This is a genomic window from Shewanella sp. 30m-14 (assembly GCF_052977125.1).
In genome coordinates, this window is record NZ_JBRILW010000017.1 from 24,064 (window position 1) to 43,581 (window position 19,518).

20 protein-coding genes and 1 other annotated feature are annotated in these 19,518 nt (G+C 43.5%); of the genes, 9 read left to right on the forward strand and 11 right to left on the reverse strand.

Annotated features, from left to right (window positions below):
- Positions 1 to 2 precede the first annotated feature (2 nt).
- From hisF to hisG, 7 genes are all read right to left on the reverse strand, one after another.
- Positions 3 to 776 carry an imidazole glycerol phosphate synthase subunit HisF gene (gene hisF, locus ACVBIU_RS13355; RefSeq protein ID WP_447164058.1) on the reverse strand — a complete coding sequence of 258 codons (774 nt, stop codon included), beginning with the start codon at positions 774 to 776 and terminating at the stop codon, positions 3 to 5.
- Positions 758 to 1,495 (reverse strand): 1-(5-phosphoribosyl)-5-[(5-phosphoribosylamino)methylideneamino]imidazole-4-carboxamide isomerase, encoded by a 738-nt coding sequence (gene hisA / locus ACVBIU_RS13360; protein WP_447159925.1) that lies wholly within the window; start codon positions 1,493 to 1,495, stop codon positions 758 to 760. Before hisA ends, hisF begins: the two co-directional genes overlap by 19 nt.
- Positions 1,495 to 2,229 (reverse strand): imidazole glycerol phosphate synthase subunit HisH, encoded by a 735-nt coding sequence (hisH, locus tag ACVBIU_RS13365; RefSeq protein WP_447164059.1) that lies wholly within the window; start codon positions 2,227 to 2,229, stop codon positions 1,495 to 1,497. Before hisH ends, hisA begins: the two co-directional genes overlap by 1 nt.
- Positions 2,226 to 3,320: a bifunctional histidinol-phosphatase/imidazoleglycerol-phosphate dehydratase HisB gene (gene hisB / locus ACVBIU_RS13370; RefSeq protein ID WP_447159923.1), complete on the reverse strand. Its 1,095-nt coding sequence runs from the start codon at positions 3,318 to 3,320 to the stop codon at positions 2,226 to 2,228. Before hisB ends, hisH begins: the two co-directional genes overlap by 4 nt.
- A 123-nt stretch (positions 3,321 to 3,443) precedes the next feature.
- Positions 3,444 to 4,493 carry a histidinol-phosphate transaminase gene (gene hisC, locus ACVBIU_RS13375; RefSeq protein WP_447164060.1) on the reverse strand — a complete coding sequence of 350 codons (1,050 nt, stop codon included), beginning with the start codon at positions 4,491 to 4,493 and terminating at the stop codon, positions 3,444 to 3,446.
- Positions 4,490 to 5,833, reverse strand: coding sequence for a histidinol dehydrogenase (gene hisD, locus ACVBIU_RS13380; RefSeq protein WP_447159921.1), 1,344 nt, complete (start codon positions 5,831 to 5,833; stop codon positions 4,490 to 4,492). Before hisD ends, hisC begins: the two co-directional genes overlap by 4 nt.
- Before the next feature lie 4 nt (positions 5,834 to 5,837).
- Positions 5,838 to 6,737, reverse strand: a complete 900-nt coding sequence (gene hisG, locus ACVBIU_RS13385; protein WP_447159920.1) for an ATP phosphoribosyltransferase — start codon at positions 6,735 to 6,737, stop codon at positions 5,838 to 5,840.
- A gap of 56 nt (positions 6,738 to 6,793) precedes the next feature.
- Positions 6,794 to 6,912 (reverse strand) — a sequence feature (His leader region).
- Between the two features lie 604 nt (positions 6,913 to 7,516).
- On the opposite strand from hisG, the gene ACVBIU_RS13390 reads away from it, so the two are divergent.
- Positions 7,517 to 9,442: an ATP-dependent DNA helicase gene (locus ACVBIU_RS13390; RefSeq protein ID WP_447164061.1), complete on the forward strand. Its 1,926-nt coding sequence runs from the start codon at positions 7,517 to 7,519 to the stop codon at positions 9,440 to 9,442.
- A gap of 6 nt (positions 9,443 to 9,448) precedes the next feature.
- Here ACVBIU_RS13390 and ACVBIU_RS13395 read toward each other — a convergent pair whose 3' ends face one another.
- Positions 9,449 to 9,874, reverse strand: coding sequence for a hypothetical protein (locus ACVBIU_RS13395; protein ID WP_447164062.1), 426 nt, complete (start codon positions 9,872 to 9,874; stop codon positions 9,449 to 9,451).
- A gap of 525 nt (positions 9,875 to 10,399) precedes the next feature.
- Here ACVBIU_RS13395 and tsaB point away from each other — a divergent pair.
- The 7 genes from tsaB (at position 10,400) to rnd (ending at position 17,280) form a co-directional block, all read left to right on the forward strand.
- A complete protein-coding gene (gene tsaB, locus ACVBIU_RS13400; protein ID WP_447164063.1) occupies positions 10,400 to 11,116 on the forward strand; it encodes a tRNA (adenosine(37)-N6)-threonylcarbamoyltransferase complex dimerization subunit type 1 TsaB in 717 nt (238 codons plus the stop codon).
- A gap of 147 nt (positions 11,117 to 11,263) precedes the next feature.
- Positions 11,264 to 11,614 (forward strand): hypothetical protein, encoded by a 351-nt coding sequence (locus tag ACVBIU_RS13405; RefSeq protein WP_447159916.1) that lies wholly within the window; start codon positions 11,264 to 11,266, stop codon positions 11,612 to 11,614.
- Positions 11,607 to 12,359, forward strand: a complete 753-nt coding sequence (locus tag ACVBIU_RS13410; protein ID WP_447159915.1) for a M50 family metallopeptidase — start codon at positions 11,607 to 11,609, stop codon at positions 12,357 to 12,359. The genes ACVBIU_RS13405 and ACVBIU_RS13410 overlap by 8 nt, the downstream gene beginning before the upstream one ends.
- A gap of 142 nt (positions 12,360 to 12,501) precedes the next feature.
- Complete coding sequence (locus ACVBIU_RS13415) at positions 12,502 to 13,335, forward strand: class I SAM-dependent methyltransferase (RefSeq protein WP_447164064.1); 834 nt, start codon at positions 12,502 to 12,504, stop codon at positions 13,333 to 13,335.
- 8 nt (positions 13,336 to 13,343) lie between these two features.
- The gene (locus ACVBIU_RS13420) at positions 13,344 to 14,219 is read left to right on the forward strand and encodes an alpha/beta fold hydrolase (protein ID WP_447164065.1); all 876 of its coding nucleotides are present in this window, start codon (positions 13,344 to 13,346) and stop codon (positions 14,217 to 14,219) included.
- Between the two features lie 187 nt (positions 14,220 to 14,406).
- Positions 14,407 to 16,080 carry a long-chain-fatty-acid--CoA ligase FadD gene (fadD, locus tag ACVBIU_RS13425; RefSeq protein WP_447159912.1) on the forward strand — a complete coding sequence of 558 codons (1,674 nt, stop codon included), beginning with the start codon at positions 14,407 to 14,409 and terminating at the stop codon, positions 16,078 to 16,080.
- Between the two features lie 90 nt (positions 16,081 to 16,170).
- Positions 16,171 to 17,280: a ribonuclease D gene (gene rnd / locus ACVBIU_RS13430; protein WP_447159911.1), complete on the forward strand. Its 1,110-nt coding sequence runs from the start codon at positions 16,171 to 16,173 to the stop codon at positions 17,278 to 17,280.
- Positions 17,281 to 17,345: 65 nt separating this feature from the next.
- Here the strand turns inward: rnd and minE are convergent, their stop codons facing one another.
- From minE to minC, 3 genes are read right to left on the reverse strand one after another with little or no spacing between them, the layout of a single operon-like run.
- Positions 17,346 to 17,606: a cell division topological specificity factor MinE gene (minE, locus tag ACVBIU_RS13435; RefSeq protein WP_447159910.1), complete on the reverse strand. Its 261-nt coding sequence runs from the start codon at positions 17,604 to 17,606 to the stop codon at positions 17,346 to 17,348.
- Between the two features lie 2 nt (positions 17,607 to 17,608).
- On the reverse strand, positions 17,609 to 18,418 hold the full coding sequence (gene minD / locus ACVBIU_RS13440) for a septum site-determining protein MinD (protein ID WP_447159909.1): 810 nt from the start codon (positions 18,416 to 18,418) through the stop codon (positions 17,609 to 17,611).
- A gap of 28 nt (positions 18,419 to 18,446) precedes the next feature.
- The gene (gene minC, locus ACVBIU_RS13445; protein WP_447159908.1) at positions 18,447 to 19,112 is read right to left on the reverse strand and encodes a septum site-determining protein MinC; all 666 of its coding nucleotides are present in this window, start codon (positions 19,110 to 19,112) and stop codon (positions 18,447 to 18,449) included.
- A 121-nt stretch (positions 19,113 to 19,233) separates the two neighbouring features.
- Between minC and ACVBIU_RS13450 the strand changes: the two genes are divergently transcribed.
- Positions 19,234 to 19,515 (forward strand): YcgL domain-containing protein, encoded by a 282-nt coding sequence (locus tag ACVBIU_RS13450; protein WP_447159907.1) that lies wholly within the window; start codon positions 19,234 to 19,236, stop codon positions 19,513 to 19,515.
- Positions 19,516 to 19,518: the final 3 nt, after the last annotated feature.

The following is a 19,518-nucleotide window of genomic DNA, read 5'->3' on the forward strand; positions in this document are numbered from 1 at the left end:
ATCTAAATGCGTACAGCAATTTGCTGGCTGTTGAGATAACGTTTTAGGGCCTGTATATCTATGATCCCTTTATGGAACACACTTGCGGCTAATGCCGCATCCACGTTTGCCTGGCTAAACACCTCTTTAAAATGCGCCATAGTGCCAGCGCCACCCGATGCAATTAACGGTACATCGCAGATAGCGCGGATCATCGACAATTGCTTAATGTCATAACCTTGTCTGACGCCATCTTGATTCATGACATTGAGTACGATTTCGCCGCAGCCCTGATTTTGCACTTCTTCAACCCAATCTTGTGTAAACCACTGAGTGTCTTTAGTTGCCGCTTCATCGCCAGTAAATTGCTTAACCATGTAGCTGTCGCTATTGGCGTCATAATAGGAATCGATACCTATCACGATACACTGACGTCCAAACTCATCTTGCAGTCTGGCAATCAAGCTTGGGTCTGTTAATGCTGGTGAGTTAATTGAAATTTTGTCGGCGCCAAAGGCCAGCTTTTCTCGTGCTTGCTCTATGGTTCTTATCCCACCGGCAACACAAAAAGGAATATCAATTTTTTCGGCGACTCGACTTATCCATGACTTATCAATGACTCTATCGTGAGCGCTGGCCGTGATGTCATAGAAGACTAATTCATCAGCACCTTCTTCAGCGTAGCGCTTAGCGAGCGGCACAATATCGCCTACAATTTCATGGTTTCTAAATTGAACCCCTTTAACCACTTTGCCCTCTTTGACATCAAGGCAGGGGACTATGCGTTTGGCCAACATGCAATCGCCTCCTGGACGGTGAATTGGTTGATAAGTAGGGCTTTACCAATAATAATGCCATTGGCACCGCTGTCTTTTACTGCATTGACATCGGCTAATGTCGCGATGCCTCCAGAAGCTTGCCATTGGATCTCTGGGTAAGTAGCGGCAATCTCACGGTAAAGCTCGGTATTAGCGCCTTGCAGTGTGCCATCACGGCTAATGTCAGTGACTAATGCATGCTTAAGGCCAACAGCTTTAAACTCTTCTACCAGCGACTCCAAGCTCTTACCACCGCCACTTTGCCATCCCGATACGGCCACTATTTTTTCGCCTTGCTCATTGATATTGACATCGAGTGCGAGACAAATGGCTTCATTACCATATTTTTCAAACCAGCTTTTTACAAGCTCAGGCTCTTTTACGGCCAATGAACCGATAACCACACGGCTTACACCAATTTCCAGTAGTTCATTTAACTGGGCTTCAGTGCGAATACCACCGCCAACCTGGATCGGAGTGTCTAGGTGATTAACTAATTCTGAAATTAATGCCGTTTGACGCTTAGTTGGCTCTTTTGCTCCGGTTAAATCGACGATATGCAGTAAGTTAGCCCCTTGAGCCTGATAAGATTTAAGTTGATCTAATGGACTTAAATTAAAGGTTGTTTGCTGCTCGTAATCACCTTGATAGAGGCGAACAACTTGGCCGTCGATAAGATCGATTGCTGGAATAATCATTACAGTGCCTCCGGTTCATTACTTAGGTTAATCGTTAGCTTATTAGCGGGTTCATTGCCAGCTTGGCAAAAGGTATCTCTATTCATGTTGAGGAAGTTTGCCAGTATCTTAGCGCCGACCTCTGCACTTTTTTCTGGATGAAATTGCAGTCCAATAAAATTATCTTTTGCAATGGCAGCGCTAAAGTACTCACCATGCTGGGCAGTTGCAATGGTGAAGTCGCTAACGGGGGCGCGGTAGCTGTGGACGAAATATACGAAGCTGCCGGCAGTCACTCCCTCGAAAATAGGGTGGTTTGAAGGCGTAATTTGATTCCAGCCCATATGCGGTAGCGGTAAGCCTTGAGTATTAAGCAGGTCGATATCGGTTGGAATGATATTAAGACATTGGCAGTTATCGCTTTGTGTGCCGCGCTCTTTTGAAGCACGTGTCAGCATCTGCATACCTAAGCACACGCCGAGTAATGGCTGGGTGAGCGAGGGGATAACCTGGAGTAAACCTTTGTCATTTAGCGCCGTCATTGCAGCCCTTGCAGTACCTACACCTGGTAAAATAACGCGTTCAGCCGAGTTAATCAGCTCAATATCATCGCTTACAAACAGGCACTCTCGCTCTGTATCAGTCATTAAACGCTCAAAAGCGTAGCGGACCGAGCTTAAATTGGCGCAACCGGTATCGATAATAACGGTATTACCTTTGATGCCGTTTTTGTTATCTAGATTGACTTGGCTCATAACACACCTTTACTTGAGGGCAGCGTGTCTCCTTCAACTGCCACAGCTTGTCTTAGGGTACGACCTAACACCTTGTATAAGCTTTCAACTTTGTGGTGGTCGTTATTGCCCTGGGTACTGATGTGTAAAGTACAGCGCAGACCATCGGCAAAGGAGCGGAAGAAGTGCGGCACCATCTCAGTTGACATTTGGCCAACAAGTTCACGGTCAAAGTCGCCGCGATACTTGATAAATGGACGCCCCGATAGATCTAACAAACACTCAGCACTGGCTTCATCCATAGGAATCGCTTGCTCAAAAACGCTACTGATTTGTGCATTGCCAAAGCGGGCTATGCCGCGTTTGTCACCTAGAGCTTGACGCAGGGCATCACCGATTGCCAGTGCGGTATCTTCAATGCTGTGGTGATCATCTATCTCCAAATCACCATCAACCTTGACATCCATTTTAAAGTTGCCGTGGGTTGAGATCTGCTCAAGCATATGGTCGAAAAAGCCAATACCTGTGTTGATTTCGCTTTTATCATTTGAATCTAAATCGACAGTGACGCGAATATCGGTTTCTTTAGTGGTACGAGTGACTGTGGCGCTGCGGTTCTTATTTAAAAGCTTATCGGCAATGGCGTTCCAGTTAAGATTTTCTGGGTGATATTGCAAACCTAATATGCCCATCGAGTCGGCAAGACCTAAGTCAGTTTCACGATCTCCTATGACAGCGGACTGGGTAAAATCAATTTTCCCAGAGGTGAGATAGTCTTTAACTAAGCCAAGCTTAGGTTTACGACAGCTACAGTTCTCATCATTAAAGTGAGGGCAGATAAGTACATCATCAAACAGCACGCCTTGGCTGTTTAAGATCTGCATCATCATATTTTGCGGTGCATCGAAATCATCTCTTGGGAACGAAGGCGTGCCCAGACCATCTTGGTTACTGACCATAACTAATCGATAACCGGCGTTTTGCAGTTTCAGTAGAGCAGGGATCACATTAGGCTCAAAAACGAGTTTGGCTAAGCTATCGACTTGCTTATCTGTAACTGGTTCTTCGATGAGCGTACCATCACGGTCGATAAATAAAATTTTCTGCTTCATAGCGGTTATACCTTTCAGATTCTGGCTTTACTGAGTTTAAACAAATCGGAACGCATTGAACATTCATTCAAATCTCAGCCAAGCTATTGTTATTCTTTTTAAATATCAGCGCACTGTATATTTTTATTGTTGAAATAGTTGGATCAGATAGTCCGTTTGTTCCTGGTTTGTAAAGCTAAAACGAATCGCCTTACTAAGGCGGGGATCGTTGTAACTTCTGGCAATCACGCCAGCAGATATTAACTTTTGCTGCACTAGCGCTTTGTCCTCAAACTCTGCGAGTACATAGTTACCATGTGCTTTGATAACCTTAGCGCCATAGCCGCTCAATGCGTCCGCCAGTCTTAACCCTTGTTGCTTCATCAGACCCACTTGCTGCTGCATTGTTTCAAGGCCTTTTGTGTTGAGGGCTTTGATGGCAAGTTCGCTTACGGGAAGCGGCACGGGATAAGGGGCGATTACACGCATGCAGATTTCGATAATGTCAGGGTTTGCCAACAAAAAACCACAGCGTGCGCCAGCTAAGGCAAAGGCTTTTGATAAGGTGCGAAGCACCACTAGGTTTGCACAGCTATCGACTAAATCGGCGACACTGTATTCGGGACTAAATTCAATGTATGCCTCATCGATAACCACTATGGCTTCAGGGTAAGCGTTAATGATCTCAATGATTTTGTTTCTTGTGATGACACTGCCTGTGGGGTTATTGGGATTACAGATAAACACCAATTTTGCGCCACTGACACTGGAGATAGAGTCACTTGGCAGCTGAAAATCATCAGTTAAAGACAGCGCTTTTACCCCAACATTAAAGGTCTTGGCACTGATGGCATACATTCCATACGTAGGGCCAAAGGTTGCGATACTATCTTGACCTGGTACACAAAAGGCTCGAATTAACAGCTCAATCGCTTCGTCGGCGCCGCGACTAGTGATAATACTGTTCTCATTGACACCACTATATTGGCTATATGCGCTGATTAATGCAGGTGGCTGGCATTCTGGGTAACGGTTAAGGCCCATAAGCTCACTATTGTTAAAGGGGGACTCATTGGCATTGATCCAGATATCCCCTTGGCCGCCAATACGCCTTGCTGACTGATAAACCTGTAACGCTAACAGTTCTGGTCGAGCGAGGCGCTCGGCTAAATTTAGCTTGCTTGATGTTGTCATAGGGCCTCCGTAACTGAGCTATTGCTAGCTAACGCTTCATTACCTGCGTTAGCATCAAGGCTGGCCATTCGAACTGCAATTGCATTTTTGTGTGCATCAAGCTGCTCAGCTTCGGCAAGGATCATTACGCTATGGCTTAAGGCTCTAAGTCCTATTGCTGATAACTCTTGCACAGTGAATCGACGGCTAAAATCTGCAAGTGATAAGCTCGACACCGTTTTACTGTAACCGTAGGTCGGCAAGACGTGATTCGTGCCGCTGGCATAATCACCCACAGATTCAGGCGTATACGCCCCTAAAAATACAGAGCCCGCTGCTCGAATATTGGCTAGCACTTCTCGTGGCTGCTGAGTTTGAATGATCAAGTGCTCAGGTCCGTATTGATTAGAAACTGCCGCTGCGATGGTCATATCGTTAACGATAATAGTGCGGCTGCTTTTAAGGGCTTGATTGGCAATATCAGCACGTGGCAGCTGCGCCAGTTGCTTTGCTAAGGCTTGATTAACCTGCTTAGCTAACACGTTACAATCGGTGACTAACATAACTTGTGAGTCAGCGCCGTGCTCGGCTTGTGATAACAGGTCTGCGGCAACAAACTCTGGATTAGCCTCAGTATCGGCAATGATGAGCACTTCTGATGGGCCGGCAGGCATATCGATGCTCACTGTGCAGCGGTTATCTTGACTAACGGAGCGTTTAGCTTCAGTCACAAATCGGTTACCTGGGCCAAAAATCTTATCGACTTGAGGTACAGAACCAGTGCCAAATGCAAGTGCAGCAATAGCTTGGGCGCCGCCAACTTGATAGATCTCTTCAATACCACATTCTTTTGCCGCATAAATGATGGCATCATTAATTGGTGGAGGGCTTACGAGAACCCGCTTATTACAACCGGCAATTTTAGCGGGTAGGGCTAACATCAGTACGGTTGAAATAAGTGGCGCCGTGCCTCCTGGAATATACAGGCCAACGCGCTCTATCGGCTCAGAGCGGAGTTCGCAGCGGATCCCTGCTTGAGTTTCTAGATCGATGTGTGGCTGGATCTGTGCCTTGTGAAAAGTCTCAATGTTGGCCTTTGCTTGAGCAATTGCTTGCTTTACCTCACTAGAAACCTTGGCGCAGCTCTGCTCAACTTGGGCGCTCGACAACCTTAAGTTATCGATATTGACCCCATCAAATTTTTGATTAAATTCAAATAAGGCCTTATCGCCATCAGCGACGACGGCATTAATGATATCTGCCACACTTTGCTCAAGACTGTTATCACCTATTAGTGGTGAGCGCTCAAGCGTGTTAGCTTGAGCTTGAGAGTCGAGAGATTGCCAATTGAGGATCTGCATGACTCTACCCCATCATTTTTTCAATAGGCATAACAAGAATTGAGCTGGCGCCCAGCTGCGTTAATTGCTCCATAGTGTCCCAGAACAAGTCTTCAGTGCTAACGGCGTGGATAGCCACTCGGTTAGTATCGTCGTTGAGTGGCAAAACAGTCGGGTTTTCTGCGCCAGGAAGCAGTGCAACAATCTGCTCTAACGTTTCCGTTGGTGCGTGTAGTAAGATGTATTTACTCTCTTTGGCACGTACAACGCCATTAATTCGAGACAGTATTTTGTTTATTAGTGCTTGTTTATCATCAGGTTGCGATTGGGTTGATTGAATGATGCAGGCCATAGAACGGTAGATGACTTCCGTTTCATATAATCCATTTGCTTCAAGTGTTGCCCCTGTTGACACTAAGTCACAAATACCGTCTGATAAACCTGCACGTGGTGCAACTTCAACAGAACCCTTCAACATGCAGTCACGATAATTAATGCCTTTCTTTTGCATGTAGCGGCGTAGCAAGTTGGGGTAAGAGGTCGCAATGCGAAGCCCTTCTAATGAGCTTGCATCTTGGTAACTAAATTCAGTTGGCACGGCCAATGATAGGCGGCAAGCACCAAAGTCAAGTTCACGTAATTTGATGCATTCAGCTGGTTTGCCTAGGCTTTGGCGTTCGATCTGTTCTTCTTCCAGCACATTTTCGCCAATAATACCTAAGTCCACCACACCGTCCATGACAAGGCCTGGAATATCGTCATCACGTACACGTAATAGGTCGATTGGCATGTTGTCTGAGTGGGCGATTAGACGTTGTTCGTTGACATTAAATTTAACGCCACAGCTTTTAAGTAACTTCTGTGACTCTTTTGATAAGCGGCCAGATTTCTGGATGGCGATACGTAATCTTGTTGACTCTGACATGAGATACTTCCTATTAGTTAATTTAAAAATCTTATAAAACAATCTGTTAAGAAAAAAACAAAAAACCCTTGGAATTCCTTCCAAGGGTTTTGATATTTTTAAATCAACCGCCGGAAGGAAAATAGTCCTTCGGCAGTGAGCTTCCGAAGGCTACCGCATATGGTGATGATGATGCATAGTGTTCAAAAGCTGTGTCATATTTGTTTCTCTCAATCTGTTTCTGTGGGCCAAGTGGCCTGTCATGATCCAACGCTTGCTGCTGTGCTAAGCCATTGATGAATCATTTCGTGTTGTTGGTATTTAAATTAATCAGTTTTTAAAATGATTGCAACCTCTTATTTAAGCAGTTGAGTAAACTTCATCTAAATGTCATTATTTTTCATTTTTGGTTGCCTAAAGTCGATTTATACCGACATTTGAGAGTCTTGTGTTCTCAACTGAGAACAATTAACCGCACATGCGGGAGTGGCTTTTGTTAAGGCCGCTAGAGCGCATTTGTCCTGAACTTGCTCTCAGTCCGCCAACAAAAGCTAATCTTGTATATTTATTTAAGATAAACTGCCATGCATTTTTATATGCCCGTATCACATATTGAAGCTAATAACTGAATCTGGTAACCGAAGTCGATCACTGAGTCTTTCTCTGCACTCGCTTAAAAGGGAGTAACTATTCCTAACCTAAGCGGCTAGAATAGAGCTCACACAAGGCCTGTGAAACGCGCATTTCAAGTCGCTTGGGTATATGCATCATCAACATTTTTATTAAAGGTTTAATGACTCTTGAGCAGTAAACTCATACAGCAAGTCGCTGCTGCATTTTCAAATGATGGCGTACTGGCACATTCAATTAAGGGTTTTAGCTGCCGTAATGTGCAGGTGACTATGGCCAAGGCGGTGACTGAATCTATCAGTAGTTGCAATAACTTGGTGGTGGAAGCTGGGACGGGGGTGGGGAAGACTTTTGCTTACCTAATTCCTGCTTTATTGAGTGGCAAGCAAGTTATTGTCAGTACAGGCAGTAAAAATTTACAAGAGCAGCTATTTTACAAAGACCTTCCTGCATTATTATCCATGCTTAAGCTCACGCCTAAGGTTGCGCTGCTAAAGGGGCGTAATAACTACCTGTGCCAACACCTAATGGAAAAAGAGCTATCGGGAGCCAGCTCGATGGACACACAAGTATTAGATGACTTGCTGCGTATAAATCAGTGGGCAGGGCAGACTACTGACGGCGATATTGGAGGGTTAACCTCGGTTACGGAGAATTCTCAGGCTTTACCGCTGATCGTTAGCGCAAAAGAGACCTGTATTGGTCAACGCTGTGATCACTATGATGACTGTTTCACTCGCAAAGCCCGTAATAGAGCCATGGATGCACGGATCATTGTGGTTAATCATCACCTTTTTCTAGCCGACAGAATTTTAAAAGAGACTGGTTTTGCCGAATTACTGCCAGATTCTGATGTGGTAATTTTTGATGAAGCGCACCTATTGCCTGATATTGCTGTCACTTATTTTGGTCAGCAATGCTCTACACGACAGCTCATAGCGCTATTTGATAACTTGATTGAGATTTATAGACTCGAACTAAGAGATGCTAAACAGATAGAGTTGTTAAGTGCACGATGTTCATCAATGTTAAATGAGTGGCATCAAATACTGTTTAATATTGGCGAGTCTGACTGGCGTCGACTATTGGCCAATAAAGACTTATCAGTCCTTTCATGGGGGCTGCTCAAAGAGATTAAGGTATTACAACAGCTATTATTAGGCCATGTTGGTCGCAGCAATAATCTAGATGATCAAATAGAAAAGCTTGAGGTTTTAGCCAATAAACTAGAGCTGTTTTTCTTATGTGAGAACAATCAAGCCGCTTATAGTATCGACTTCGGCCATCGTTATTTGGTACTGCGCATTGCGCCAATAGACGTTGCTAAAGAGTGTCGTAAACTGTTTGATTCTAATGTGGCGTGGATATTTACCTCGGCAACATTACAAATCAACCGTGATTTAAGCTTGTTCACCCGACAACTAGGCTTACGTCAATGCCAAGAGATGTTACTGGAAAGCCCATTTGATTATCAAAATAATGCGCTTTTTTGTGTGCCAAGACATTTAGCGAGTGTCAATAATCATCATGTGGCATTAAATCAATTTGTTGATGTTTGCGTAAAAGCGGTGAATGCTGCTAAAGGGCGCACCTTTATTTTATTTACCAGTCATAGAATGCTTAATTTGGTGGCACCTGCACTTCAACGGCGCGTCGCTTATCCACTTCTTGTGCAAGGGCAGGCGAATAAGCAAAGCCTGCTTAAAAAATACCGCCAACTTGGTAATGCTGTATTACTCGGTACAGGCGCTTTTTGGGAAGGGGTCGATGTTCGTGGTCGACTGTTAAGTTGCGTCATCATCGATAAATTGCCATTTGTGTCACCCGATGACAATCTGTTTCGCGCGCGTAGCGAAAGTGTTGAGCGTGAGGGCAAAGATGCGTTTAGCGAGATCTCACTGCCGCAAGCGGTGATCAGCCTAAATCAAGGGGTAGGTCGGTTAATTCGAGATGAAAAAGATAAAGGCGTACTCATTTTATGCGACAACCGTATCGTCAATAAACCCTACGGACAGGCATTTTTAAATTCGTTACCGCCAATGTCTCGAACTCGTGATTTAGACAAGGCGACAGACTTCTTAGCGAAGATTAAGTAGCGTAAATTAAGTGATAAGTAAAATAACAAAATAAATACTGGTGAGTAAGATAAGGGCTAATAAGCAGCGGCGCCGGTAAAGTAAACCTTCAGAGTTCAGTAAGCTTGGAAACAATAAAAAGTTTAATGGGTTAAACAGGGTCTTATAGCTGATGATTGCGACGCCTGGGTTTCGTCCTCGATACAACATTTTGGAAAAGTAATAGAGGAAGCGAAAAAGTAGCACTGGAAAGCTAATATAGATGAGCAGGGTGAGTGTTAACTCAGTAGTCATTTCAAGTTCTGCTAACGTCAACATTAAACCTTTTTGCCAAGCTTCCTCTAAACTGTTTGAAAACCATAGCAACATGAAAACTGTCATTAGCATAGAGAACACGATAAATAGCAAGGAGTAACGAAGTAGCCTAAACCAATCGATTCTGATTTGTTGCATCCTCCCCCCTTGATTAGGACTTCAAAGCAAGCTTAAATTGAGTGCTTTAGAGTGAGTATAGTCACTGATATGTAATAAATTTATGTATAGTCACTTAATTTATAGTCACTTAATTTATAGCCACTTATAAATTTAGGACAAACCGCGATTTTTGTATCTATTTAACCTCATTTTATTGGGCTATGACTTGAGTGTGTCTGGATTACATCACACTCAGTAGTTCCGAACGTAAGTTGACGCTATTACTTAAGTCGCTATTTGCCTGTGGATCACTCATGAGGCCTACAAAAGGCAAGTATTTTAACTATAAGACTTAATGCCATAGCGTGACTTAGGGTATAATCATAAAAACAGTCTATTTACTCGGTTAAGTACTGAAGGTCTAATCGGTTAAGCATTAAACTCCAGGCTTTTAAGGTGCACGTGGCCGATATTACCGCTTAAATAGTCTCCTAACATATACTGTCGTCGCCAAGTTTTTAATCGGCGGTAGTTGATTTAAATAACAAGTTTGGTAAGTAATTAATGACAGATAAATCTAACGATGCGACGCCGTTGAGCATTTTAGCACTCGATACTTGTACTGAGTCGTGTTCAGCAGCAGTTAGCCATAAAGGTGCAACGTACAGCGAGCAAGCCGATGCACCACGTGAACATAGTCAACGTTTGTTGCCTATGGTTAAGGCTGTTTTGTCTGAGGCAAACTTAGCACTGAAAGATGTCGACGTGATTGCTTATGGCAGAGGTCCAGGTAGCTTTACTGGCATTCGTATTTGTACCAGCATTACTCAAGGTTTGGCTCTTGGCCAAGAGTTGCCTGTTATCGGTATTTCTACATTAGCGGCTATGGCTCAATCAGCTATTGAGCAAGGCGCGAGTCAAGTTCTCGCTGCAATAGATGCTCGTATGGGAGAGGTTTACTGGGGCCAATATATTGCAGTCGATGGGTTAGCGACGTTAGTAAACGAAGAAGTGGTTAGTGCACCAGAAGCTATAGTGCTAAGTTTAGATTTAACTTTGCCTGTTATTGCTTGTGGTACTGGTTTTGACGCTTATCCGCAAATACTTGAATTGACTACGAATATGAGCATTTGTGAAAAGGCTAAGTTTCCTGAAGCTAAGTATATGCTAGCACTTGCTCAAGATGGAGTGAGTAAGGGCCATAGCACTTCGGTCGATGAGTTAACGCCGGTTTATCTTCGTGATACAGTAACCTGGCAAAAACTGCCGGGTAGAGAGTAATTTAAGACCGTACTCCAGCATTTTTTACGGACTGTAATCGCGGACTAGATATTTGTGAACTGGATATTTGCAGGCTAATATTCGCGAAAGGTATTAGTGCTCTGATATTAAGGTCTACGATAAAGCGAATGTATTAAGGACGATTTGATGCAGATTAATTCAAGCCCGCTTGCAACAACTCAAGCTGCAATTAATACAACAAGTAGGGGGGAAGTTAACAAGTCTGTTGCTTCAAACCTAACCAGTGCTTCAAATCATATTAGTGCTTTGGCTTCTGGCGGCGTTGAGCCGTCTCAGACAACCAAAGCGCCGCAATCGTTCGTGACTCATGATTACCAAGAAGATGAGTTTGCGTTACAGTCAAGGTTAGGTGCTCATGTTGAGTATGAGGATCATACGGGTGGACATCGCGGCGCGGTGGCTGAGTATTTAGTTAATCAACATGCTGCTAAGCGAGAAGAGATTAAGCAGATGGTGGGTATAGATACCTATGCATAAACCTCAATCCAATTCTCAACCTGGTGCTCAACACAATACGGCATCAGCCTCGCAATACAGTAATCACATATCATCTTCAGGAGTTCCGGGGCGGACCCGATTCTTAATTGAACTCTTCATTGCTTTTATGGTAACGAGATTGCCTTTTGTAAGCGTACCTTTCAAATGGTTAGAAAGTTATTTTCATGAACTCTCACATGGGTTAGCAACCATCGTTTCTGGTGGTGTTGTTAGCCATATCGAACTCTTTCCCAATGGTGCAGGTTTGTGTTTTAGCCAGGGAGGGTGGCCAATCCTAATCGGCTTTTCTGGTTACTTTGGTGCGGCTCTTTGGGGCTACTTGATCTTTATGTTTGCCACCTGGGCAAAAGGGATCCGCTTGAGTTTCGCACTACTTGGCGGCGTAGTGGTATTAACGATTATACTCTGGGCTCGGGATCTATTGACCGTGGCGATTTTAGCAAGCTTAGCAGTGCTATTTTTGTTGCCTTTAAAGCTTAAACAAAATCGTTTCTTAGCCAGTGGTCTGCGCGTGATGGCATTGATGATTATCTTAAATGCATTGGCGAGCCCGATGGTGTTGTTAGGGCTTGACGGCCAAGGCGATGCAAATATGCTCGCGGGAGAAAGTTGGTTGCCAGCTTGGTTTTGGGTATTCGGTTGGTTAGCAACGAGTGCCTTCATGCTATATTTATGTTGGCGTAGAGTCGATGCTGCGGCCTCGCGTTTGACTAAGATAACGTGATCGTTAAACTCGCCAGTTAACGCCATATTTGGCACCTTATTTTGTTTTAGTTAAATTATAAAATGTAAATCTCTGTTTATATGGGTTGGTTTTTTGTTAACCGACTGCTAGGTTGATGCCTGTCATCTTAGGGAGAATTACAATGAAAAAGAAAATCTTAGCAGCAAGCGTTTTGCTTGCAAGCACATGTAGCTTATCATTATTTAGCACAGCTGGAATTGCCCTTGAACACGAAAATAATGGGCTAGAAGCTGCCGTTAACAGTGATTTTAGGCCTGCTCAAAACACCGCTCGCGATGAGTATCGTCACCCAGAGCAAACCCTTTCTTTCTTTGATATCAAACCATCCGACACGGTTATTGAACTTTGGCCCGGTGGTGGTTGGTATGCTGAAATTCTCGCGCCATATTTAGCCAATGAAGGCCAATATATTGCGGGGAATTTTGATACACACCCTGAAGATGAGAAGGCGCGTAACGGCTATCGTCCTAAAGCGGGTAAGAGATTTGAGCAGTGGCTCGAAGATAATAGCGCCAAGCTAGGTAGTGCCAGTACCGTCACCTTTGATCCACCTGCTTACTATAAAATGGGGGCTGACAATAGCGTCGATGTGGTGCTCACTTTCAGAAACTTGCATAACTGGGCGATGAAAGGTTATCTCGAACCTGTATTTGACTCCGCTTATAAAGTGCTAAAACCAGGTGGAATATTTGGTATTGTTGAGCATAGAGCTAATCCTGGAATGGATGTGAAAACGGGCTATATGGAACAAGCTGAGGTGATTAAACTTGCTGAAAAAGCGGGGTTCACTTTTGTCGCAAGCTCAGAGGTCAATGCCAATGCAAAAGATACTAAGGATTACCCTAAAGGCGTTTGGACACTTCCTCCAAGACTTGCCCTTGATGAGCAAGACAAAGAAAAGTATCTCGCTATTGGTGAAAGCGATAGAATGACGCTGAAATTTATCAAAAAGTAAGAGTCTACATGCGCTTGGCCTGCGAACCCGATAATGAAATAACCTTGGTGCTACCCCATATCACGCTAGCTGGACGATTGTGGGGAGTACCAGATAAGCCCGTTATTTTAGCGTTACATGGCTGGTTAGATAATGCCAATAGCTTTGAGCCCTTGAGTCAATATTTAACGGATTATCAAATCTTAGCCATTGATTGGCCTGGGCACGGCGCATCGCAGCATCGACCTGGTCGCTATCCTCTGCATTGGGTCGATTACCTCTATGATTTAGATATCTTGCTTGAAACACTCCCTTTAACGTTGAAACCACATGCTATTTTAGGCCATTCTTTAGGCGGTATTATTGCGTCGGCTTATACTGCAGCATTTCCTGATAAAGTCAGTAATTTGCTGTTAATTGAAGCGCTCTCACCGTTATACGAAGGGGAGGGGAAATCAAAAAAACGCTTACAAAATAGCTTTGCAGATCATCGACGCTATCTTGCTAATTTGGCTAAACCTGCAAAGAGTCATCGAGATATCGCACTTGCTGCACATGCACGGCACAAATTTACGGCACTAGACCTGCAATGGTGCGAATTATTGACTCAGCGCAATATGCAAAACCTTGATTCTGGGGTATGCTGGCGCAGTGATCCTCGCTTAAAATTAGATTCCCCTTTAAGACTGACTTATTCTCAAGTCGATGCCTTAATGCAAGCCCATAAAGTCAATACGCTATTAATTTCAGGTAACCGAGGTTTCCCTCAGTTACGAGAAGCGATCCCAATGGCGAATCGCTGGTTTAATCAATTACAAACCATAGAGCTGGAGGGTGATCATCACCTTCATATGGGCAATGCTGAAAAGGTGTCAACAGCGATTAGTGCTTTCTTAAATAGTTAAGCAAAAAAAGGGGCTAGGTTTTTTGTTTCGTTTATGTGATGATAATCAAAATTTAAACGCTCGTATGATTTACGGGCGTGCCCAATAAATATAAAGAATAGACAGTGTTTTAGCTTGCTTATTGGCAAGCTGCTAACGACCATAGCGGTATAGTTCTTACCGCTGGTGGAGATATTAGGAGATTTTTGTGGACCAACTTTGGATTAATAATCTACCAGATGACGTACCTTCTGAAATTGATATAGAACAATATGCATCGCTTGTCGATCTGTTCGAAACTTCAGTGGCTAAATATGCGGATCAACCAGCGTTTGTGAATATGGGCGCGACCCTGACTTACCGTAAACTGGAAGAGCGAAGCCGAGCTTTTGCTGCCTATCTCCAAAACGAGTTAAAGCTGAATAAAGGCGACCGTGTCGCAATTATGATGCCTAACCTTTTACAATATCCTATCGCATTGTTTGGTATTTTACGTGCGGGCATGGTGGTGGTGAACGTTAACCCACTGTATACCCCACGTGAACTTAAGCATCAACTGACAGACTCTGGCGCTAAAGCCATCGTTGTGGTGTCAAACTTTGCACATACTTTAGAAAAAGTGGTTGATGATACACCTGTAGAGAGCGTTATTTTAACGGGTCTTGGCGATCTATTAAGTGCTCCTAAGCGTACAGTGGTTAACTTTGTCGTTAAGTACATTAAGAAAATGGTACCTAAGTATCATTTACCACATGCAATTTCTATGCGTAAGGCTTTGTCTAAAGGTCGACGTATGCAGTACGTGAAGCCTGTTGTTAAAAGAGAAGATTTAGCCTTTTTACAGTATACCGGTGGAACGACCGGGGTATCTAAAGGTGCTATGTTGAGCCACAGCAATGTCGTCAGTAACCTTTTGCAAGCTGATGCAGCTTATGGGCCTATGCTTGATCAAGGTAAAGAGTTCGTCGTTACTGCATTGCCGCTGTATCATATTTTTGCGTTAACAGTTAACTGTTTACTGTTTATCCATAAAGGCGCTAATAATTTACTTATCACTAATCCTAGAGATCTTCCTGCTTTCATCGCAGAGTTACAGAAGCATCCGTTTACGGTGTTAACTGGGGTTAATACGCTGTTTAATGCGTTAGTTAATAACGAAGATTTCGGTAAGTTGAATTTCTCAGATCTTAAGTTGTCGATTGGTGGCGGAATGGCTGTTCAGCGTGCTGTTGCCGATAAATGGCAGGGTTTAACTAAAACCCGCTTGCTAGAAGGCTATGGTTTGACTGAGGCGGCGCCACTTGTGACATGTTGTCCGTATAACCTTGATGGTTATAACGGCTCTATTGGCTTTCCTGTGGCTAATACCGATGTGCAAGTTCGTGATGATGACGGTAAGGTACTTGCTCAAGGCGAGACTGGCGAGTTGTTTGCTAAAGGACCACAGGTGATGGTGGGTTATTGGCAGCGCCCTGAAGAAACGAGTCAAGTTATCGATAAAGATGGCTATTTAGCGACTGGTGATATTGGCTATATGGATGAACAAGGTTACTTCTTTATTGTCGACCGTAAGAAAGACATGATCTTGGTCTCTGGCTTCAACGTTTTCCCAAATGAAGTTGAAGAAGTGGTAGCCTTACATCCTAAAGTGATTGAAGTTGCAGCCGTTGGTGTCCCTCATGAGGTATCTGGCGAGTTGGTTAAGGTATTTGTTGTCGCAAATGACAAATCTTTGACCAAAGAAGCAGTAATCAAGCACTGTCGTGTGCATTTGACGGGCTATAAAATTCCTAAGCTGGTAGAATTTAGAGATGAACTGCCTAAAACCAACGTAGGTAAAATCTTACGTAGGGAATTGAGAGATGAGGTTAAGCAAGCTTAACTTTATTAGTCATTAAGTGGTGATTGCCACTTTTGATTAAATTTAAAGCCGGCGATTGCCGGCTTTTGCATATTTATGGAGTAGACAACTTTGTTAGCGTTTCAATATATTGAAGATGATGCCAGTTTAGCGGCCCTTGTAGAGCAATACCAAGAAGCTGATTTATTGGTGCTAGACACAGAATTTGTTCGTACTCGCACCTACTATGCAAGACTAGGTCTGATCCAGGCTTATGACGGTAAGACGCTTGCATTGATTGATCCATTAGCCATCAGCAATCTTGACTTGTTTTGGCAATTGCTTAATAAAGAAAGTAGCGTAAAACTACTGCATTCTTGCAGTGAAGACTTAGAAGTCTTCGCGCGTTATGGTCAATGCCAGCCAACAAACTTGTTTGATAGTCAAATCGCCGCCGGTTTAGCGGGGATGGGGCATGGATTAGGGTATGCCAAGCTTGTTGAGCAAACCTTAGACGTGAGTCTAGATAAAGGTGAGTCACGCACCGATTGGTTAAAGCGACCGCTGACTGAAGCTCAGTTAAACTATGCTGCTAACGACGTGTATTACCTGTACAAACTGTATGCTCAATTAGTTGATAAGCTTGAAGAGCAAGGCAGGCTTGACTGGGTGTACGAAGAGGGCATTCGTATGACTCAGGGGCGTTTGGATATGCCGGACCCTGAACTTGCTTATTTAAAAGTTAAAAATGCCTTCCAGCTGACATCGAATCAACTTGCCATTTTACGAGATCTAGCTAAGTGGCGCCTACAGCGTGCTTTGCAAAAAGATCTGGCACTGGGTTTTGTTGTCAAAGATCACGCATTAATCGCGTTGGCAAAGAAACAGCCTAAAACGAGTAATGACCTCTATAAGCTGACAGAGCTGACCGAGCAAGAGAAGCGTATTCATGGTAAAGAGCTTATTAAGCTGATTGCCAATGTAAACTATGATAACCCACCTAAGCCTTTAGATGTGATTGCACTTAAAACGGGTTACAAAGTGGCATTTAAGAGCATCAAAAACTGTATTACAGAGCAGGCAGAAGCGAACGCTATTCCGATTGAACTGCTTGGCTCTAAAAAGTATATCCATGAATATTTGGAGTGGATATGGGCTAATAAGAAAGGTGATAAACCGCTTATTCTTACTGGTTGGAGAGAAGCGATTGTTGCAGAGGCTTTAGCCGCGCTGAAATTGTAGCTGCTCAGGTTTTAAATACCAATAAAAATGCCCGCATATGCGGGCATTTTTATTTAATATCGCTATTAGTTTTGCTCTGGTAGCGTCACATTTAGTTCTAACACTGAAAAATGGTCATCTGTCTGTTCAAGTTGCACCGATACTTGATCGGGGCCGACTTGCACATATTTACGGATCACTTCGATGATCTCTTGCTTCATCTGAGGAAAGTAATCTGGAGCGCCGCGCTCACCACGTTGGTGTGCGACGATAATCTGCAGTCGTTCTTTTGCTGTAACTGCAGTGCTTGGTTCCTTTTTCGTTTTGAAATAATCAAGAAGAGACATAATTAGCTACCAAATATTCGTTTTAAGAAACCTTTCTTCTCTTCCGTAAGAAATCGGAAAGGCAGTTCTTCACCTAATAACCTTGCTACAGCATCGCTATAGGCCATACCTGCATCGCTCTCTTGATCGATAATTACAGGTACACCAGAGTTAGAGGCTTTTAATACGGCTTGTGATTCAGGGATCACGCCGAGCAATGGGATCGCTAAGATCTCTTCAACATCTTGTACACTTAGCATCTCGCCTGTTGTTACACGGGCAGGAGAGTAGCGAGTCAGTAACAAGTACTCTTTAACTGGCTCTAAACCTTCTTCTGCACGCTTAGATTTACTTTGTAGCATGCCTAAAATACGGTCTGAATCGCGCACAGAGCTGACTTCAGGGTTGGTCGTTACAATCGCTGTATCGGCAAAATATAGCGCCATCATAGCGCCAGTTTCAATGCCCGCTGGTGAGTCACAAATAATATATTCGAAATCTTTGGCTAGATCTTCTAAGACTTTACCAACACCTTCTTTGGTTAAGGCATCTTTGTCGCGAGTTTGCGAAGCGGGTAATACGAAAAGCTGCGGGCAGCGCTTATCTTTAATCAGTGCTTGATTTAGATTTGCTTCACCATTAATAACATTAACAAAGTCATACACCACACGACGCTCGCAACCCATGATTAAGTCTAAGTTGCGCAGACCAATATCAAAATCGATAACCACGGTTTTATGGCCTTTCATCGCAAGACCTGTGGCAATAGCAGCACTTGAGGTGGTTTTACCCACGCCACCTTTACCCGATGTGACAACAATAATTTGCGCCATTTATAATAATCCTTTCAATTTTGCGCTCTTACAGAGGCAATGATTCAACCGTAAGCGATTCGCCCTCTAGGCGAATACAACCGCTTGGAGCGGCTCCGTTTTGCTGAAGATTTTCAGTTAGCCAGTATTGACCTGCAATCGATACGAGCTCTGCTTCAATTTTTTGTGCCATGATAATCGCGTTTCTGTCGCCAGCAGCGCCAGCCATCGCCTTACCACGTAATGTGCCATATATATGGATACTGCCGTCGGCTATCACTTCTGCACCATTGCCCACCGCACCGACAATAATCAAATCTGCATTCTTGGCATAGATTTGTTGCCCTGAGCGGACATTTTGTTTAACGATTTTGGTCGTTTTAGGCATTTGAGGCTGTGAAGTGGCTTCTTTACCTGATTTGACTATGGCTAGACCAATCGATTTAGCTTGTTTAGTTAGCTCATTAGACGCACTGGTTATGCCAACAATAATCAATTGACGACTGGTTAAAATTTCTTTTAAACCCAGTATGTCAAAATCTGGAGCTTTTATAGCGCTAAGGTTGACCACTAAAGGCGCACCAATAAAAAATTGTGGTGCAATGGCAAGCTTAGCATCTAACTCTGCGGCAATAACTGCCATATCATTATTGTTGATATGCAGTACAGAAAGAGTAAAAGAAGAGCCTTTTAATTCGAGGCTAGGTGTTTGCATTCCTGAATCGCTCTCTAGAAAAAATTCAGCACAGGGCCGATATCCATTATATTCCTAACGGTCCATGTTATAGTGTGCATTCGTAGCTGGCAAGTTGAATAGTTTGGAATTTGAGTCGTATATGATCTGTGCAGTATATAAAAGCCGTAGAAAGGCTGAAAGTTATCTTTTCGTTGAAAAACGTAATGATTTTGAACGTGTTCCTGAAGCATTAATGGCCATGTTTGGCGAGCCGCAGTTAGTGATGATGCTACCCATCGAAAAGCGTGATCATTTAGGTTTTGCCGATATAAAAAAAGTAAGATCTGAACTGAAAGAAAAAGGATTTTATTTACAGTTACCACCTCCTGTTGTTAATTTATTAGAACAACATAAAAAAGACATCGGTTTTAATCCGGATTAAAAA